Genomic DNA, 17,759 nt, shown 5'->3' on the forward strand with positions numbered 1-17,759 from the left:
CATGCTGCGCGTCGCGGTTCCCAACAAGGGTGCGCTTAGCGAGCCGGCCACCGAGATCCTCGCCGAGGCCGGCTACCGGCGCCGCACCGACCCCAAGGACCTGACGGTCATCGACCCCGTCAACCAGGTCGAGTTTTTCTTCCTGCGCCCCAAAGACATTGCCATCTATGTCGGTTCCGGCGAGCTCGACTTCGGCATCACCGGGCGCGACCTGGTGGCCGACTCCGGCGCGCCGGTTCGCGAGCGCCTGGCACTGGGTTTCGGGTCGTCGAGCTTCCGCTACGCCGGCCCCGCCGGGCGCACCTGGACGACGGCCGACCTGGCCGGCAAAAGGATCGCCACCGCCTACCCGAACCTGGTCCGAAAAGACTTGGCCGCCAGGGGTATTGAGGCAACGGTCATCAGGCTCGACGGAGCGGTGGAGATCTCCGTGCAACTTGGGGTGGCCGACGCCATCGCCGACGTGGTGGGGTCCGGTCGCACCCTGAGCCTGCACGACCTGGTGGCCTTTGGTGAGGCGCTGTGCGATTCGGAGGCGGTGCTGATCGAGCGCACCGATCACGACGGCCATGGCGCGACGAAGGCCGCCCGCGATCAACTGGTGGCCCGCGTCCAGGGCGTGGTGTTCGGCCAGCAATATCTGATGCTCGATTACGACTGCCCCCGCGCGGTCTTGGACAAGGCCACGTCGATCACGCCGGGACTGGAGTCGCCGACCATCGCCCCGCTCGCCGACCCGGACTGGGTGGCGATCCGCGCGTTGGTGCCCCGTCGCGGCGTCAACGAGATCATGGACGAGCTCGCCGCCATCGGGGCCAAGGCGATTCTGGCGTCCGACGTCAGGTTCTGCCGATTCTGATCAACCGGGCCGCGGTGTGTTAGCGTCCGGCTAGGGCCCTAAAGGGCCGAAGCCCGTGTCGCTCCATGGGCCGAGACCCTTATCGTCGCCGGGCTGTTCGTCCCCAGGAGGGTCTTCGTGACACACGCACTCGTTCTGCTGCTGGCGTTGCTCATCGGTGTCGTCGCCGGCCTGCGTTCCCTGACGGCTCCCGCCGTGGTCGCCTGGGCGGCGTTCCTCGGCTGGATCAACCTGCATTCCACCTGGGCGTCCTGGGTGGCCAACATCGTGACGGTCGTCGTCCTCAGCGTCCTGGCGGTGGGCGAACTGGTCAACGACAAACTGCCCAAGACACCGCCCCGCACCGCGGCCCCGGTGTTCGCCGGCCGGATCATCTTGGGCGGGTTCGCCGGCGCGGTCATCGGCGCGGCGTGGCACTTCACCTGGACGGCGCTCGGCGCCGCGGTCATCGGCGCGGTGCTCGGCACCCTCGGCGGCTATCAGGCGCGTACCCGGCTGGTGGCCGCCACGGGCGGGCGTGACCTCCCCATCGCGCTGCTCGAAGACGCGGTCGCGATCCTGGGTGGATTCGCCATCGTCGCGCTGACGGCTCGCCTGTGACAGAGCATTTCGACGCGATCATCGTCGGCGCCGGGCAGGCCGGCCCCCCGCTGGCGGGACGGCTGACGTCGGCCGGACAGCGCGTCGCGGTCATCGAACGCAAACTGATCGGCGGCACCTGCGTCAACACCGGGTGCATCCCGACCAAGACCCTGGTGGCCAGCGCGCACGCCGCCCAGCTGGCCCGCCGCGGCGCGGAATACGGTGTCGGTAGCGGGCCCGTCAGCGTGGACATGGCGAAAGTCAAGGCACGCAAAGACGACATCATGCTCAAGGACCGCACGGGCGTCGAAAGCTGGCTGGACGGCATGGACGGCTGCACCGTCTTTCGCGGCCACGCCCGTTTCGAGGACCCGCACACCGTCGCGGTCAACGGCGACCTGCTGCACGCCGACCGCATCTTCCTCAACGTCGGCGGCCGCGCGGTGGTGCCGGACATCCCGGGACTGTCCGGCGTCGAGTTCCTCACCAACGTGTCGATCCTCGAACTCGACACGCTGCCATCGCATCTCGTCATCCTCGGCGGCAGCTACATCGCGCTGGAGTTCGCGCAGATGTACCGGCGCTTCGGGGCCCGGGTGACCGTGGTCGAACGGGGGCCGCGGCTGGCGTCCCGCGAAGACGAGGACGTCTCGGCCACCGTCAGGCAGATCCTGGAGACCGAAGGGGTCGACGTCGTCGTCGACGCCGACGATGTACGGATCGGCAAGACAGACAACGGCTTTGAACTAACCCCGCGTGCCGGCGCCGCCCCCATCGCCGGAAGTCATCTGCTGGTGGCGGTGGGGCGGCGACCCAACACCGACGACCTGGGCCTGGAGGCGGCCGGGGTGCGGACCGACGCCCGCGGCTACATCGTGGTCGACGACCGGCTCAAGACGAACGTCGACCACATCTGGGCGATGGGCGACTGCAACGGCAAGGGCGCGTTCACCCACACGTCGTACAACGACTTCGAGATCGTGGCCGCCAACCTGCTCGACGATGACCCGCGCCTCGTGAGCGACCGCATCACCACCTACGCGCTCTACATCGACCCGCCGCTGGGGCGCGCCGGCATGACCGTCGGCCAGGTCCGCGCGTCGGGCCGCCGGGCGCTGGTCGGTAAGCGGCCGATGACCCGCGTCGGCAGGGCGGTGGAAAAGGGTGAGACGCAAGGCTTTATGAAGGTGGTGGTGGACGCCGACACCGACGAGATCCTGGGAGCCGCCATCCTCGGGGTCGGGGGCGACGAGGCGATCCACGCCATTCTGGACGTCATGTCAGCCAAGGCGCCGTACACCACGCTGGCGCGCACGATGCACATCCACCCCACCGTCAGCGAGCTCATTCCCACGATGCTGCAGGAGATGTCGCCGCTGGAATAGCGGCCGCGAGTTCTATGACGTTCTCATGATGCCTTGACGTACCTGCGGACCAAGTCGCCCTCCTTGAACGTGCTTGTGTGCTGCAGGCCCTCGGCGTCGCTGCCGAAGAATGTCCACCGCTGTGGACTCGTCTGCGGTCCGCTGATCAGCTTGACCGTATAACGCAGATCGGTCGGGGGCGGGGCGCCTATGACGTCACCGACCCGGATCTGCGATGGATGAATCTCCTGCATGGCCGTGACGTCCGTCCTCACTGTCGTTACCGCCACATTACGTGCATTGCGGTCGCCGACCATGGCGAACGCGCATGTGCGCTACCGCACACTCGTCGCGGGGCGCCGAGATCGGCGGCGTCTGGTCCGCGCCACGGACGGACCGTTGGAGGCGACTGCGGTCGGCTCGGGCCGACGGACCACTGCCGGAACGGCCGCCCGGGGTGCGGCCTGGCCGGCCAGGGCGTGGATGACGGGGGAGGCCGCGGTGACCTGCCGGGGGACGGTACGGATAGCCGCCCTGCGCATCATTGATTCGGTCTCCCTGCGCTGCTCGGGCAGCACGATGGTGACCACGTCGCCGGAGGCGCCGGCCCGGGCCGTGCGGCCGGATCGATGCAGGTAGGCCTTGTGCTCGACGGGTGGATCGACGTGCACCACCAGTTCGATGTTGTCCACGTGCACGCCGCGAGCGGCGATGTCGGTCGCCACGAGTACCCGGGCGTGACCGGCGGCGAAAGCCGCCAAGTTTCGGTCGCGTGCGGTTTGGGAAAGGTTGCCGTGCAGCTCCACCGACGCAATACCCGATTGTGTGAGCTGGCGGGTCAGCTTTCGCGCCTGATGTTTGGTCCTGAGGAAGAGGATTCGCCGCGAGCTTCCCGCGGCCAACCGGTGCACCAATTCCTTCTTGGCTTGGGGCCCGTCGACATAGAAGAGGTGATGTTTCATCACGGGAGCCGAGGACGTCGTTTCCGCGACCGATCGCGTCACCGGGCGAGTGAGGAATCGCTTTACCAGGGTGTCGACCGCGGCGTCGAGGGTGGCCGAGAACAGCATCCGTTGGCCGGTCGCGGGACTGGCCGCCAGAATACGAGTAACGCTGGGGAGGAAACCCAGATCGGCCAGATGGTCGGCTTCATCGATGACCGTAACCTGGACGGCGCCCAGGTTGATCAGGCCCTGCTTCATCAGATCCTCGAGGCGGCCCGGACAGGCGACGACGATATCGATACCCGACTTCAGCGCGGTAACCTGCTTGCTCTGCGACACCCCGCCAAAGATCGTGGCAACGCGCAGGCCCCGAACTGTTGCAAGCGGCTCAATGGTCGCGGCGATCTGTGTCGCCAATTCGCGGGTGGGCGCCAGCACCAGCCCGGTCGGCCGGCCCGGCCGCCGATCGCCGGGATCGAGGCGACCCACCAGCGGGATCGAGAATGCGAGCGTCTTACCGCTGCCCGTCTTGCCGCGGCCTAACACATCACGGCCGCCAAGCGTATCCGGCAAAGTCTCGACCTGTATTGGAAACGGGCGGTAGACGCCCCGTGCAGCGAGCGCGTCAACCAACGAGGGGCTCACCCCGAGGTGAGCGAAAGTCGTGTCCTCAAGCATATTTCGGTGTCCTTACAGCATCGGTGGTAACGAGATTGCCTATCTGGCAACATCGATCGCCGCAACTCGAGGCTGTGCAGGCGCACCTGGTCATCTTGGACTCGGCGCCCCGCAGGGATCTGAGCAAAGAAAACAACGAATCGATCACGACTTGCTGGCAAGCCATTCGGCGGCCAACGTTCTCAACAGCTTACCGCATTCCCGGAAGGTCGATTCCTGCAGGTACTTTTCGGCGGTGGACGCGTCACGCCGCCGGTTCGGTCGGATGCGAATCGGCCGCCGGCGCAGCGTGATCCGGCCATCCCGGGTAGGGCGGTGGCGTTCCGCCGAACTCCGGACAGCGTTGCCGGTGGGGGCACCACTCGCACAGCCGCGACGGGCTGGGCCGGAAATCGCCTGTGGGCGCGGCGGATTGGATGGCGCGCCAGATCGCCATCAGCGTCTTCTCGAAGCGCAGCAGCTCGTCATGGTCCGGGGAGTAGTCCAGCACCTGGCCGTCGGCCAGGTAGATGATCCGCAGCCGGGTGGGCAGCACACCGCGGGAACGCAGCAGCGCCACCGCGTAGAACTTCATCTGGAACATCGCCTTGAACTCGGCCAGCACGCGCGCGGCCGGCGGCGCCTTGCCGGTCTTGTAGTCGACGACCCGCAGCTCCCCGGTGGCGGCGACGTCGATCCGGTCGATGAAGCCCCGCAGCAGCGTGCCGTCGGCGAGTTCGACCTCCACGCCCTCCTCGCAGCTTTGCGGGTCGAACCTCGTCGGGTCTTCCAGCCGGTAATAGCCGGAGAGCAACGCGCGGGCCTCCTCGAGCAGCTGGGTTCGCCGCTCGGGGTCGATGTCGCCGGCAAGGTCGGGCTCGGCGGCGATCACCCGGTCCCACGCGGACTCCACCAGCGAGCGCGCGGTGTCGGGGTCGCGCAGCGCGGCGGGCAGGCCGTAGAGCTGCTCCAGGGCGGCGTGCACCACCGACCCGCGCAGCTGCGCCGCCGACGGCGCCTCGGGCAGCCGGTCGATCGCCCGGAACCGATACAGCAGCGGGCACTGTTTGAAGTCCGCCGCCCGCGACGGCGACAGCGCCGGCCTGGAAGCCGCCCGCGACGGCGACAGCGCCGGCCTGGAAGCCGCCCGCGACGGCGACAGCGCCGGCCTGGAAGCCGCCCGCGCCCGGTCCTGCGGCTGGTCGGTCATGATCGCAGCTTAGAACCAGGAACCGACAACCCCGAGGACCGCCCGTAGCGAGTCGGCTGGCACGCTAGACGGCGTGTCCGCAACCGGCCCGTTCACCGTCGGCGAACGCGTCCAACTCACCGACGCCAAGGGCCGGCACTACACCATGTCGCTCACACCGGGCGCCGAGTTCCACACCCACCGCGGCTCGATCGCACACGACGCGGTGATCGGGCTCGAGTCGGGCAGCGTCGTCAAGTCCAGCAACGGCGCGCTTTTCCTGGTGCTGCGCCCGCTGCTGGTCGACTACGTGATGTCGATGCCGCGCGGGCCGCAGGTGATCTATCCCAAGGACGCCGCCCAGATCGTGCACGAGGGCGACATTTTTCCGGGGGCGCGGGTGCTGGAGGCCGGGGCCGGATCCGGCGCGCTGACCTGTTCGCTGCTGCGCGCCGTCGGGCCCGGCGGGCGGGTGGTGTCCTACGAGCAGCGCGCCGACCACGCCGAGCATGCCCGCCGCAACGTCGCCAACTTCTTCGACGGACCGCCGGACAACTGGCAGCTGATCGTCGGCGACCTCGCCGACTCCGACCTGCCCGACGGTTCCTTCGACCGGGCGGTGCTCGACATGCTCGCGCCGTGGGAGGTGCTCGACACGGCGGCGCGGCTGCTGGTCGCCGGCGGCGTGCTGATGATCTACGTGGCCACCGTGACCCAACTGTCCCGGGTCGTGGAGGCCCTGCGGGCCCGGCAGTGCTGGACCGAACCGCGGGCGTGGGAGACGCTGCAGCGCGGCTGGAACGTCGTCGGCCTGGCCGTTCGGCCGCAGCATTCGATGCGCGGGCACACCGCGTTCCTGATATTCACCCGCCGGCTCGCCCCCGGCGTCGTTGCCCCGGCACCGCTGGGTCGCAAGCGCGAGGGGCGCGACGGGTAGCTAGCCCGACCAATCGTCGGCGCGGCGCAGACCGCGTCGCACCGACAGCAGCTCGAATTCGGGATGCGCGGCCACCAGGCGTTCGGCCGCGTCGAGGACGTCGACGGTGTGGCCGTGGTCGCCGGACACCATGGCGACGCCGATGCCCGCCCGCCGGAACAGGTCCTGTGAGCCGGTCTCGGCGGCCGACACGCTGAACTTGCGCCGCAACTCGGCGACGACGGGCCGAATCACCGATCGCTTCTGTTTGAGCGATCGCACGTCGCCCAGCAACACGTCGAACTCGAGCCAGCCGATCCACATCGGAGCGGCCCTAGGGAGTCGGGGACGGGGTGGGCGCCGCCGAGTTGCTCAGGGCCAGCAGCATTTCCGCGGTCCGCCGGGACAGCTGCCAGCCGCCTGGAGAGGGCGCGGAGGGCGTGAACTCCATCGGGAACGTGAACGTGCCGTTGTTCGCTCGGGCGGTGTTGACCGTGATCGTCGCCCTCGCGTGGGACGGATTCTTGTCCGACCATGCGATGTTGTTGGCCGCGAAGGTCATCGGCAGGTAGCCGTTGTCCCGCAACGCGTTGATGAACTTGTCCAGGGTGCCCGCGCCGTCGGGCGTCGCGCCCTCGACAAGGTTGACCTTGTTGATGCCCGGAACGTTCGGGTCGGCGAGCCGGTTCAGCACGTCGAGAAGGGCCTCGGGCGCGGGCAGCGGGGCGGTCGGGGGAGCCGCGACGATGACCGGGCTGGACGTGACGGGGACCGGCGACGACGGGGACGACACAACCTTCGGCCCGGTGGGCGAACATCCCGCGAGCCCGAGCGCCGCCATCGCTGTGGCGACGCTCAGGGCTGCGCGGCGGTGTCGGTGCATCCAGTCGGACGGGTTACGCGTTCATGCCTGCGGTCAGACCAACGGGTGCAACGGAAGTCACACCGGCCGCCGGCGCGCCGGCCAAGGCCAAGCCGGCTGAGCCTGTGGCAAGGGCTTTCACGGCCACGGCTGTCCTTTCGATCGGCGCGATTCGTGGCCGAGATTACCAGTGCGACCAAAGTCTTAACTTTTCGTGAGCATTTGACTCCACACATCAACCGGCAATCGCCGGTAGCGTTGGAGTATCCACCGCATCATTTCGGGGCGGGAAAGGAGCGCAACATGGGTGACTCAGAGCGTTCTGAAGCGTTCGGCGACGCCAGTGAAACTGGCATGTCCAGCGGCGATGCCGCCGAATTGGAGCAATTACGCCGTGAGGCGGCGGTGCTCCGCGAGCAACTGGAGCAGGCGGTTGGATCGCATGGCGTCACCCGCTCCGCCCGTGATGTGCATCAACTCGAAGCGCGTATCGACTCCCTGGCGGCCCGCAATTCCAAATTGATGGAAACCCTCAAAGAGGCGCGCCAGCAACTGTTGGCGCTGCGGGAAGAAGTCGACCGCCTCGGTCAGCCGCCCAGCGGCTACGGCGTCCTTTTGTCCGCGCACGACGACGACACGGTCGACGTGTTCACCTCCGGCCGCAAGATGCGCCTGACGTGCTCGCCCAACATCGATGTCGCGTTGCTGCGGAAGGGCCAGACCGTCCGGCTCAACGAGGCTCTGACCGTCGTCGAGGCCGGCACGTACGAATCGGTCGGCGAGATCTCCACGCTGCGCGAGGTGCTGGGCGACGGCCACCGCGCGCTCGTCGTCGGCCACGCCGACGAGGAGCGCATCGTCTGGCTGGCCGAGCCGCTGGTCGCCGAGGACCTGCCGGACGGCGTGCCCGACGCCCTCAACGACGACACCAAGCCCCGCAAGCTGCGCCCCGGCGACTCGCTGCTGGTCGACACCAAGGCCGGCTACGCGTTCGAGCGCATCCCGAAGGCCGAGGTCGAAGACCTGGTGCTCGAAGAGGTGCCCGACGTCACCTACCAGGACATCGGCGGCCTGACCCGCCAGATCGAGCAGATCCGCGACGCCGTCGAGCTGCCGTTCCTGCACAAGGACCTCTACCGGGAGTACGCGCTGCGCCCACCCAAGGGCGTGCTGCTCTACGGCCCGCCCGGCTGCGGGAAGACGCTGATCGCCAAGGCGGTGGCCAACTCGCTGGCCAAGAAGATGGCCGAGGTGCGCGGCGACGACGCGCGCGAGGCCAAGTCCTACTTCCTCAACATCAAGGGCCCCGAGCTGCTGAACAAGTTCGTCGGCGAGACCGAACGCCACATCCGGCTGATCTTCCAGCGCGCCCGCGAGAAGGCGTCCGAGGGAACGCCGGTGATCGTGTTCTTCGACGAGATGGACTCGATCTTCCGCACCCGCGGCACCGGGGTGTCCTCCGACGTCGAGACGACCGTGGTGCCACAGCTGCTGTCCGAGATCGACGGGGTGGAGGGACTCGAAAACGTCATCGTGATCGGCGCCTCCAACCGCGAGGACATGATCGACCCGGCGATCCTGCGGCCCGGGCGCCTCGACGTGAAGATCAAGATCGAGCGGCCCGATGCCGAAGCGGCGCAAGACATCTTCAGCAAGTACCTGACCGAGGCCCTGCCGGTGCACGCCGACGACCTCGCCGAGTTCGACGGCGACCGCCCGGCCTGCATCAAGGCGATGATCGAAAAGGTCGTCGACCGGATGTACGCCGAGATCGACGACAACCGGTTCCTGGAGGTCACCTACGCCAACGGCGACAAGGAAGTCATGTACTTCAAGGACTTCAACTCCGGGGCGATGATCCAGAACGTCGTCGACCGGGCGAAGAAGAACGCCATCAAGTCGGTGCTGGAGACCGGGCAGCCGGGGTTGCGCATCCAGCACCTGCTCGACTCGATCGTCGACGAGTTCGCCGAGAACGAGGACCTGCCCAACACCACCAACCCCGACGACTGGGCGCGGATCTCGGGCAAGAAGGGCGAGCGGATCGTCTACATCCGCACCCTGGTCACCGGCAAGTCGTCGAGCGCCAGCCGGGCCATCGACACCGAGTCGAACCTGGGCCAGTACCTGTAGGACCCGGGGTCAGGCGGTCTCCAGCGAGTAGCTGTTGGTCAGGTTGTCCTGCAACACCTGGGCGGGCTGGCTTCTGGTGTCCACGCGCAGCTCGTCGGCGAGCACGCGCGGCCGGTAGGCCCACCCGTCCGGCAGCTCGAGCCGGGCGGCCAGCCCGGGCAGGTCTTCCCGCCGCAAGTTGGGGTCCGCGACTTGGCTCCAGGTCTGCATGACCCAGCGCCGTCCCTCCCGGTCGGTGAGTTCGTAGATCTCCTCGCCCGCGTTGAAGACGAAGACCGTGTTGCGGCTCACCTTGTTGACGGTGTAGGGCGCGGGGTTCATCGAGGAGAGCAGGACCGTGGCCTGCTGGATCATCTCGATGCCGCCGAAACTCTTCGTGATCTGCGGGCCCTGCGGCTCCTTCTCGATGCCGTTCATCAGCCAGTACCGCGGGCCGTTCAGCAGGGCCACGGCCGCGCCGTTTTCGGCGGCGATGGCGTGCGGGTCCAGCGCCGACCACAGCTCGGCGGGGCAGTCGTTGAGCGGAAAGCTGTTATAGACCGTGGCCTGTGGGCCGGCCTCCCCGGGGGTCACGAGAAGCACCTCGCCGTAACGTTTCCCAGCCAAATCGGTCACTCGTTCACACGCTTCCTCTTCGACGGGGCGCCAGACGTCCTTCTGATACTCGTGTGAAATTAACCACCGGCCTGGGCGGCGTCAACTTCACCCGCTACCGCGACGGCGCCGCGGTAGCGATCGCGCGCGATCAGGGCGGTGTGCAGGTCGTCGATCAGCGGGTCGAGGAATGTGGAGCGGTATTCGGCGTCGCCGGCCGCGCGGGCGCTGATGTACATGAACGTCAGCGCGCCGAGGAAGAGGGTCATGTGGATCAGCGAATCGGCCACCGGCAGCGTGAATCCCAGCACCGTCGCGGTGCTCGTGTAGGTGTGGGTCCATTCGTTGAGCAGCGGTGGGTCCAGGACGATGAGCCCCAGGATCAGGTAGATCGTGGCGGTGACGACCGCCACGACCAGGATCTGCGCCAGTTGCGAGGCGGCCAGCACGAACACCACGTTGAGGCGCTCGGCCCGTTTCAGGGGCGGGCAGTCACGGGTGTCCGGCATGGCCGCGAAGGGCGTCCCGGAAAGCCTTTCCGTGTCGTCGGGCAGCGCCGCCGTCGATCGCAGCATCGGCCTGACCCGCTCCCGCGTGGCGGAGACGACGAAGGCCGCGGCGATGGAGAACAGAAACGCGATCGCCAGCCCCAGCCGGTCCCCGCTGATCGTGGCGGCCATGATCCAGACGTAGGTGTTGAAGAAGACCAACGCGGTCAACAGCACGACCGGCAGCGCCCGCACGGCCAAGGCTCCGACCGTCGCAAGGTGCGAGAGCATCATGCGCACGGCCCACCCGACCACCGACCCGACGCCACAACCGGTCAGGGACGCCACCGCGGCCACGACGACGGCCTCCTGCAGCAGTTGCCGGGGACCGCCCACGGTGAATCCGACGCATGCCACGACGACCACCGCCGCGGTCGCGATACCAGCCACCCGGCGAGGGCCATCAGGGGGAGCGCCAGCGCGACTATCGCCAGCACCACCAGCTCGGAGGTCGTCGGCTGCGCGGTGATCTCGACGTCGTGGCCGCCCGTGATCAGGTAGACGGGCAGGATGCAGGCCTGCAGCGCCCCATACGCCGCCAGCGCGGGCGCCGATCGCGGCCAGAGCCGCCGCCACCGGTCTCGCCTCGTCAGCACCGACGGCAAACCCCGCTCCAGGAACCAGCTTTCGGCCGCCGCGCTCGCCGATGCTTGGCGCGCCGCCGGTCGGCCGCGGGAAAGGCTCATGCCGGCTCACCCTAGCGGCGCGGCGGGCCGCGGGCGGTACACATTGTCGCTGCGCCTAGTCTTTAAGTCATGCAAAGGATTATCGGGACGGAGGTCGAGTACGGCATTTCCTCGCCGTCGGACCCGACCGCCAACCCGATCCTCACCTCGACCCAGGCGGTGCTGGCCTATGCGGCCGCCGCCGGCATTCAGCGCGCCAAACGCACCCGCTGGGACTACGAGGTGGAATCGCCGCTGCGCGACGCCCGCGGCTTCGACCTGAGCCGCTCGGCCGGGCCCCCGCCCGTCGTCGACGCCGACGAGGTCGGCGCGGCCAACATGATCCTGACCAACGGGGCGCGGCTCTACGTCGACCACGCGCACCCGGAGTACTCCGCGCCCGAGTGCACCGACCCGCTGGACGCGGTGATCTGGGACAAGGCCGGCGAACGCGTGATGGAGGCCGCCGCCCGGCACGTGGCCAGCGTGCCCGGGGCCGCCAAACTGCAGCTCTACAAGAACAACGTCGACGGCAAGGGCGCCTCCTACGGGTCGCACGAGAACTACCTGATGAGCCGGCAGACGCCGTTTTCGGCCATCATCGCCGGGCTGACCCCGTTTTTGGTGTCCCGGCAGGTGGTCACCGGCTCCGGGCGGGTCGGCATCGGGCCCTCCGGTGACGAGCCGGGCTTCCAGCTGTCCCAGCGTTCCGACTACATCGAGGTCGAGGTCGGGCTGGAGACCACGCTCAAGCGCGGCATCATCAACACCCGCGACGAACCGCACGCCGACGCCGACCGGTACCGGCGGCTGCACGTGATCATCGGCGACGCCAACCTCGCCGAGACGTCGACGTACCTGAAGCTGGGCACCACGGCGCTGGTGCTCGACCTGATCGAAGAGGGCCCCGCGCACGGGATAGACCTCACCGACCTGACGCTGGCGCGGCCGGTGCAGGCCGTCCACGCCATCAGCCGCGATCCGTCGCTGCGGGTCGCCGTGGCCCTGGCCGACGGCCGCGAACTCACCGGCCTTGCGCTGCAACGGATCTATCTCGACCGGGTGGCCAAGCTCGTCGACGGCCGCGACCCGGATCCCCGCGCGGCCGACATCGTCGAGACCTGGGCACACGTGCTCGACCAGCTCGAGCGCGACCCGATGGAGTGCGCGGAGCTGCTCGACTGGCCGGCCAAGCTGCGGCTGCTCGAGGGCTTCCGCCAGCGGGAGAACCTGAGCTGGTCGGCGCCGCGGCTGCACCTCGTCGACCTGCAATACTCCGACGTCCGGCTGGACAAGGGCCTGTACAACCGGCTGGTCGCCCGCGGCTCGATGAAGCGCCTGGTCACCGAGCATCAGGTGCTGGACGCCGTCGACAACCCGCCGACGGACACCCGCGCCTACTTCCGCGGGGAATGCCTGCGCCGGTTCGGGGCCGACATCGCCGCGGCCAGCTGGGACTCGGTGATTTTCGACCTCGGCGGCGATTCGCTGGTGCGCATCCCGACGCTGGAGCCGCTGCGCGGCAGCAAGGCGCACGTCGGGGCGTTATTGGACTCCGTGGACAGCGCCGTGGAGCTGGTGGAACAACTGACCAGCTAAGCCCGTTAGACCCGGAAACGTCGGTGCTGACCGGTACTGTAGAGGAGACCGGCGGGCGTGTGACGCGGCCGATAACAAAGCAGGAGGCGGCGATGGCTCAGGAGCAGACCAAGCGTGGCGGTGGCGGCGGGGACGACGACGACTTCGCCGACGGCACGGCCGCGGGCCAGGAGCGTCGCGAGAAGTTGGCCGAGGAAACCGACGATCTGCTCGACGAGATTGACGACGTCCTTGAGGAAAACGCCGAGGACTTTGTCCGCGCGTACGTCCAAAAGGGCGGACAGTGACCTGGCCGCTCTCCGATCGCCTGTCCGCTAACCCACCCGCCGTCGACCTGTCCTCGTTCGCAGACTTCCTGCGCCGCCAGGCGCCGGAGTTGCTGCCGGCCAGCCTCAGCGGCGGGAGCGTCGGTGACCGGCTGCCGCACGGCACCACCATCGTCGCGCTGAAATACCCCGGCGGCGTGGTGATCGCCGGCGACCGGCGCTCGACGCAGGGCAACATGATCGCCGGGCGCGACGTCAAAAAGGTGTACATCACCGACGACTACACCGCCACCGGCATCGCCGGCACCGCCGCGGTCGCCGTCGAGTTCGCGCGCCTCTACGCCGTGGAGCTCGAGCACTACGAGAAGCTCGAAGGCGTGCCGCTCACCTTCGCCGGCAAGGTCAACAGGCTCGCGATCATGGTTCGCGGCAACCTGGCGGCCGCGATGCAGGGGCTGGTCGCCCTGCCGCTGCTGGCGGGCTACGACATCCATGCGGCCGATCCCGAAAGCGCCGGCCGCATCGTGTCGTTCGACGCCGCCGGCGGCTGGAACATCGAGGAGGAGGGCTATCAGGCGGTGGGGTCCGGCTCGATCTTCGCCAAGTCGTCGATGAAGAAGCTGTACTCCCAAGTCATCGATCGTGATTCCGCGCTGCGGGTGGCCGTCGAGGCGCTCTATGACGCCGCCGACGACGATTCCGCCACGGGCGGACCGGATCTGGTCCGCGGCATCTACCCCACGGCGGTCACCATCGGCGCCGAGGGGGCGGCCGAGGTGCCGGAGGGCCGCATCGCCGAACTGGCCCGGGAAATCATCGAAAGCCGCTCGCGCGCCGACACTTTCGGTCCCAATGGCGGTGAGAAGTGAGCTTCCCGTACTTCATCTCGCCCGAACAGGCGATGCGCGAGCGCAGCGAGCTCGCGCGCAAGGGCATCGCGCGGGGCCGCAGCGTGGTGGCGCTCGCCTACGCCGGCGGCGTGCTGTTCGTCGCGGAGAACCCCTCACGGTCGCTGCAGAAGATCAGCGAGCTCTACGATCGCGTGGGCTTCGCGGCCGCGGGCAAGTACAACGAATTCGACAATCTGCGCCGCGCCGGGATCCAGTTCGCCGACACCCGCGGCTACGCCTACGACCGCCGCGACGTCACCGGCAGGCAGCTGGCCAACGTCTACGCGCAGGCGCTGGGCAGCATCTTCACCGAGCAGGCCAAGCCCTACGAGGTCGAGTTGTGCGTCGCCGAGGTCGCGCACTACGGCGAGACGAAACCGCCTGAGCTGTACCGGATCACCTACGACGGGTCGATCGCCGACGAGCCGCATTTCGTGGTGATGGGCGGCACCACCGAACCGATCACCAACGCGCTCAAGGAAACCTACGCCGAAAACGCCGACCTGCGCGACGCGGTGCGCATCGCGATCGAGGCGCTGCGGGCAACCAGTGGCAACGGCGCGGGCAGCGACCAGCCCGCGCTCGGCGTGTCCAACCTGGAGGTCGCCATCCTCGACGCCAGCCGGCCGCGGCGGGCGTTTCGGCGCATCACGGGATCCGGCCTGGAAGCGCTGCTATCGCAGCAGGAGCAGCCCGACTGACTCAAAACGGTGGCGGCTTGTTGCGTTCGGCGACATGCGCGTCATTGAGGGCGCGTTCGCGTTCGATGCGGCGGGCGAGGTCGGCGGCTCGGGTCCGTTGTCTCAGTGGCATCATCACGCCCCGGCGCTCGACGGTGGTTGCCGGGGTTGGGGTTTCGGGTAGCGCGGCGGTAGTGGTGTGCCAGGCGGGGAAGAAGATGCGGCTGCCCGGGCGGGTGGTGTAAGTGCGGCCGTTGGGCGCGGTCCAGACCACCGTGCCATCCGGCAGTTGCACGTCGCGCCAGTCTGTCCAAAACGTCTTCAGAAGGTGGTGTTTTCTACATTCGCACTTGAGATTTGACGGATGCGTGGGCCCGACCGGATAGGGCACCGTGTGGTCGATGTCGCAAAATTCGGCGGGGCGGTCACAACCGGGGAACCGGCACGTCAAATCCCGGATTCGGACGAATTCGGCCAGCTTGGCCGACGGCCGGTAATGCGGCTCCGGCGCGAAGTCGCCGGGCTGGCGCACCTGGCTGATTGTGGCGCCGCCGCGGATCAGTTCGGCCAGCAGCGGCGCGGGCACCACACCGCCGTTGGTGATCAGCGCGGCGGGCGGTTTGACCGCCGACGTCGCGGGCGGATCGGGGTCGGGGTCGGGGGCCAGCGCCTCGGCGAGGGTCATGTCCGGCGTGATCGGTCGCGGCGGGGGTCCCTCGCCCGAGACGTGCGGGTCGGGTTCGGCCTCGAGCGCCGAGGCCTCGGCGACGACGTGGATGACGATACCGGCTGCCCGCTCGTCCTTGTCGGTGTCGGAGGGGCAGTCGGCGTTGCCGCAAGCGCATGCGAGCCGCTCGGCGCCGGCGGCCAGCGCCCCCAGCGCGTCGGCGCGGCGCTGGGCGATGGTGCGCGGGTCGTCGTCGCAGACGGCGTGGGCCATCTGCATCAGCCGGCGATCCAGCATCGCCGCGTCGGTGGCGTATAGCCGTCCCCACAGCGCGGCCGTGCCGGCATGGTCGTCGGCGGCGCCGACGCATACCTCGCGATTGCGGGCCGTCATGCGTGTGCGCCGCAGCGCACCGGGGTCGTAACGGTCGATCCACCCGTCGATGGCCTGCTCCAGTTTGGACGCCGACAACGGCCCCCAGGCGATCGCGTGTTCGGCCAGGGCGGCATCGACGAATCCCAGGGCCTCCTGGTCCCGGATCAGGTAGGTCCGCCACGCGATGACGGACACCAGGTAAGCGCTGAGCCGCCCGGCCAAGAACAGCGCCGCCACCCTGGGCAGGCGGTTCAGGGTGAGGCTCAGATGCATCTGCCCCGACGCCTTGCCATGGCTGACGCCCAGCGCCGCGGCCACTTCCGCGGCCGCGGAGTCCCAGGAGTCGCAGGCCCAGTTCGCGCGCTTGTCATCGCCCGTCCGCCGGCGGGTGAGTTCGGCGATCGCGGACAGGCGCCGGGCGCCCACGGCCGCCTCGGCGCGCGCACAGTCCTCGATCGCGGCCACCAGCGCGGCGTCGTCGGCGCGGCGCAGCTCCGCGGGGTCCGGCAGCAACAGTTCGAACATATTTTCGATAGTACGCGAACGGACTGACAGCGCGGCTTCCTCACCTTCGCGGTCGGACAACCAGTACCCTCGATTACGTGCAGCGACGAATTATGGGCATCGAGACCGAGTTCGGTGTCACCTGCACGTTCCATGGCCATCGCCGCCTGTCCCCGGACGAGGTCGCCCGCTACCTGTTCCGCCGGGTGGTGTCGTGGGGCCGCAGCTCCAACGTCTTCCTGCGCAACGGCGCCCGCCTCTACCTCGACGTGGGCAGCCACCCCGAGTACGCCACGGCCGAATGCGACAGCCTGGTGCAGCTGGTCACCCACGACCGGGCCGGCGAGTGGGTGCTGGAGGACCTGCTGATCGACGCCGAGCAGCGGCTCGCCGACGAGGGCATCGGCGGCGACATCTATCTGTTCAAGAACAACACCGATTCGGCCGGCAATTCGTATGGCTGCCACGAGAACTACCTGATCGTGCGCGCCGGCGAGTTCTCCCGGATCTCCGATGTGCTGCTGCCGTTCCTGGTCACCCGCCAGCTGATCTGCGGCGCGGGCAAGGTGCTGCAGACCCCCAAGGCCGCGACGTTCTGCCTTTCCCAACGCGCCGAGCACATTTGGGAGGGTGTCTCCAGCGCGACGACCCGATCACGCCCCATCATCAACACCCGCGACGAGCCGCACGCCGACGCCGAGAAGTACCGGCGCCTGCACGTCATCGTCGGCGACTCCAACATGTGCGAGACCACCACCATGCTCAAGGTGGGCACCGCGGCGCTGGTGCTGGAGATGATCGAGGCCGGGGTGGCGTTCCGCGACTTCTCGCTGGACAACCCGATCCGGGCCATCCGCGAGGTCAGCCATGACGTCACCGGCCGGCGGCCGGTGCGGCTGGCCGGCGGGCGGCAGGCCAGCGCGCTGGACATCCAGCGCGAGTACTACAGCCGCGCCGTCGAGCACCTGCAGACCCGGGAGCCCAACGCGCAGGTCGAGCAGGTCGTCGACCTATGGGGCCGTCAGCTCGACGCCGTCGAGAGCCAGGATTTCGCGAAGGTGGACACCGAGATCGACTGGGTGATCAAGCGCAAGCTGTTCCAGCGCTACCAGGACCGCTACACCATGGAGCTGTCCGACCCGAAGATCGCCCAGCTGGACCTCGCCTACCACGACATCAAGCGCGGGCGCGGCGTCTTCGACCTGCTGCAGCGCAAGGGCCTGGCCGCTCGCGTCACCACCGACGAGGACATCGCCGAGGCCGTCGACACCCCGCCGCAAACCACCCGGGCCCGGCTGCGCGGGGAGTTCATCAGCGCCGCCCAGGCGGCCGGCCGCGACTTCACCGTCGACTGGGTGCACCTCAAGCTCAACGACCAGGCCCAGCGCACCGTGCTGTGCAAGGACCCGTTCCGGGCCGTCGACGAGCGGGTCAAGCGGCTGATCGCCAGCATGTAGCCGGACTC

General features: G+C 68.7%; 17 protein-coding genes and 1 pseudogene. 10 read left to right on the forward strand and 8 right to left on the reverse strand.

The genetic code is table 11. The annotated features are described in order from the left end of the window. Window position 1 precedes the first annotated feature (1 nt). From hisG to G6N25_RS19810, 3 genes are all read left to right on the forward strand, one after another. Window positions 2-859, forward strand: coding sequence for an ATP phosphoribosyltransferase (gene hisG / locus G6N25_RS19800; RefSeq protein WP_083072414.1), 858 nt, complete (start codon window positions 2-4; stop codon window positions 857-859). A gap of 117 nt (window positions 860-976) precedes the next feature. After that, window positions 977-1,459: a glycine zipper 2TM domain-containing protein gene (locus tag G6N25_RS19805; protein WP_083072415.1), complete on the forward strand. Its 483-nt coding sequence runs from the start codon at window positions 977-979 to the stop codon at window positions 1,457-1,459. After that, window positions 1,456-2,826, forward strand: a complete 1,371-nt coding sequence (locus G6N25_RS19810; protein ID WP_083072416.1) for an FAD-containing oxidoreductase — start codon at window positions 1,456-1,458, stop codon at window positions 2,824-2,826. Before G6N25_RS19805 ends, G6N25_RS19810 begins: the two co-directional genes overlap by 4 nt. Window positions 2,827-2,849: 23 nt before the next feature. Here G6N25_RS19810 and G6N25_RS19815 read toward each other — a convergent pair whose 3' ends face one another. From G6N25_RS19815 to G6N25_RS19825, 3 genes are all read right to left on the reverse strand, one after another. Continuing rightward, entirely contained in the window at window positions 2,850-3,059 is a 210-nt protein-coding gene (locus G6N25_RS19815; protein WP_083072566.1) for a hypothetical protein, read from the reverse strand. An 81-nt stretch (window positions 3,060-3,140) separates the two neighbouring features. After that, on the reverse strand, window positions 3,141-4,427 hold the full coding sequence (locus G6N25_RS19820; RefSeq protein WP_083072417.1) for a DEAD/DEAH box helicase: 1,287 nt from the start codon (window positions 4,425-4,427) through the stop codon (window positions 3,141-3,143). 244 nt (window positions 4,428-4,671) lie between these two features. After that, on the reverse strand, window positions 4,672-5,616 hold the full coding sequence (locus G6N25_RS19825) for a RecB family exonuclease (protein ID WP_083072418.1): 945 nt from the start codon (window positions 5,614-5,616) through the stop codon (window positions 4,672-4,674). A gap of 73 nt (window positions 5,617-5,689) precedes the next feature. Between G6N25_RS19825 and trmI the strand changes: the two genes are divergently transcribed. After that, entirely contained in the window at window positions 5,690-6,532 is an 843-nt protein-coding gene (gene trmI, locus G6N25_RS19830; protein ID WP_083072419.1) for a tRNA (adenine(58)-N(1))-methyltransferase TrmI, read from the forward strand. Here trmI and G6N25_RS19835 read toward each other — a convergent pair whose 3' ends face one another. Then, on the reverse strand, window positions 6,533-6,835 hold the full coding sequence (locus G6N25_RS19835; protein ID WP_083072420.1) for a DUF503 domain-containing protein: 303 nt from the start codon (window positions 6,833-6,835) through the stop codon (window positions 6,533-6,535). A gap of 10 nt (window positions 6,836-6,845) precedes the next feature. Then, window positions 6,846-7,394, reverse strand: a complete 549-nt coding sequence (locus G6N25_RS19840; protein ID WP_083072421.1) for a hypothetical protein — start codon at window positions 7,392-7,394, stop codon at window positions 6,846-6,848. 282 nt (window positions 7,395-7,676) lie between these two features. Between G6N25_RS19840 and arc the strand changes: the two genes are divergently transcribed. Further along, a complete protein-coding gene (gene arc / locus G6N25_RS19845; protein WP_083072567.1) occupies window positions 7,677-9,506 on the forward strand; it encodes a proteasome ATPase in 1,830 nt (609 codons plus the stop codon). A gap of 9 nt (window positions 9,507-9,515) precedes the next feature. On the opposite strand, the gene G6N25_RS19850 is transcribed toward arc, so the two are convergent. After that, the gene (locus tag G6N25_RS19850; protein ID WP_083072422.1) at window positions 9,516-10,121 is read right to left on the reverse strand and encodes a hypothetical protein; all 606 of its coding nucleotides are present in this window, start codon (window positions 10,119-10,121) and stop codon (window positions 9,516-9,518) included. Between the two features lie 59 nt (window positions 10,122-10,180). Then, window positions 10,181-11,334, reverse strand: a pseudogene (locus G6N25_RS19855) (hypothetical protein). Between the two features lie 69 nt (window positions 11,335-11,403). Here G6N25_RS19855 and dop point away from each other — a divergent pair. The 4 genes from dop (at window position 11,404) to prcA (ending at window position 14,769) form a co-directional block, all read left to right on the forward strand. After that, entirely contained in the window at window positions 11,404-12,912 is a 1,509-nt protein-coding gene (dop, locus tag G6N25_RS19860; RefSeq protein WP_083072423.1) for a pup deamidase/depupylase, read from the forward strand. 92 nt (window positions 12,913-13,004) lie between these two features. Continuing rightward, window positions 13,005-13,199 (forward strand): ubiquitin-like protein Pup, encoded by a 195-nt coding sequence (locus tag G6N25_RS19865; protein ID WP_067114400.1) that lies wholly within the window; start codon window positions 13,005-13,007, stop codon window positions 13,197-13,199. Continuing rightward, entirely contained in the window at window positions 13,196-14,047 is an 852-nt protein-coding gene (gene prcB, locus G6N25_RS19870) for a proteasome subunit beta (RefSeq protein WP_083072424.1), read from the forward strand. Before G6N25_RS19865 ends, prcB begins: the two co-directional genes overlap by 4 nt. Beyond that, a complete protein-coding gene (prcA, locus tag G6N25_RS19875; RefSeq protein ID WP_083072425.1) occupies window positions 14,044-14,769 on the forward strand; it encodes a proteasome subunit alpha in 726 nt (241 codons plus the stop codon). The genes prcB and prcA overlap by 4 nt, the downstream gene beginning before the upstream one ends. Before the next feature lies 1 nt (window position 14,770). On the opposite strand, the gene G6N25_RS19880 is transcribed toward prcA, so the two are convergent. Next, window positions 14,771-16,315, reverse strand: coding sequence for an HNH endonuclease signature motif containing protein (locus G6N25_RS19880; RefSeq protein ID WP_083072426.1), 1,545 nt, complete (start codon window positions 16,313-16,315; stop codon window positions 14,771-14,773). 77 nt (window positions 16,316-16,392) lie between these two features. On the opposite strand from G6N25_RS19880, the gene pafA reads away from it, so the two are divergent. Further along, complete coding sequence (gene pafA, locus G6N25_RS19885; protein ID WP_142272470.1) at window positions 16,393-17,751, forward strand: Pup--protein ligase; 1,359 nt, start codon at window positions 16,393-16,395, stop codon at window positions 17,749-17,751. The last annotated feature ends 8 nt before the right edge of the window (window positions 17,752-17,759 follow it).

Source organism: Mycobacterium heidelbergense, from assembly GCF_010730745.1.
Lineage (GTDB): Bacteria > Actinomycetota > Actinomycetes > Mycobacteriales > Mycobacteriaceae > Mycobacterium > Mycobacterium heidelbergense.

Coding starts and splice junctions, on each gene's coding strand:
- G6N25_RS19825 (WP_083072418.1), bottom strand. CDS start 5,616: ATGACCGACCAGCCGCAGGACCGGGCGCGGGCGGCTTCCAGGCCGGCG.
- G6N25_RS19865 (WP_067114400.1), top strand. CDS start 13,005: ATGGCTCAGGAGCAGACCAAGCGTGGCGGTGGCGGCGGGGACGACGAC.
- G6N25_RS19815 (WP_083072566.1), bottom strand. CDS start 3,059: ATGCAGGAGATTCATCCATCGCAGATCCGGGTCGGTGACGTCATAGGC.
- G6N25_RS19880 (WP_083072426.1), bottom strand. CDS start 16,315: ATGTTCGAACTGTTGCTGCCGGACCCCGCGGAGCTGCGCCGCGCCGAC.
- hisG (WP_083072414.1), top strand. CDS start 2: ATGCTGCGCGTCGCGGTTCCCAACAAGGGTGCGCTTAGCGAGCCGGCC.
- G6N25_RS19840 (WP_083072421.1), bottom strand. CDS start 7,394: ATGCACCGACACCGCCGCGCAGCCCTGAGCGTCGCCACAGCGATGGCG.
- G6N25_RS19820 (WP_083072417.1), bottom strand. CDS start 4,427: ATGCTTGAGGACACGACTTTCGCTCACCTCGGGGTGAGCCCCTCGTTG.
- G6N25_RS19835 (WP_083072420.1), bottom strand. CDS start 6,835: ATGTGGATCGGCTGGCTCGAGTTCGACGTGTTGCTGGGCGACGTGCGA.
- arc (WP_083072567.1), top strand. CDS start 7,677: ATGGGTGACTCAGAGCGTTCTGAAGCGTTCGGCGACGCCAGTGAAACT.
- dop (WP_083072423.1), top strand. CDS start 11,404: ATGCAAAGGATTATCGGGACGGAGGTCGAGTACGGCATTTCCTCGCCG.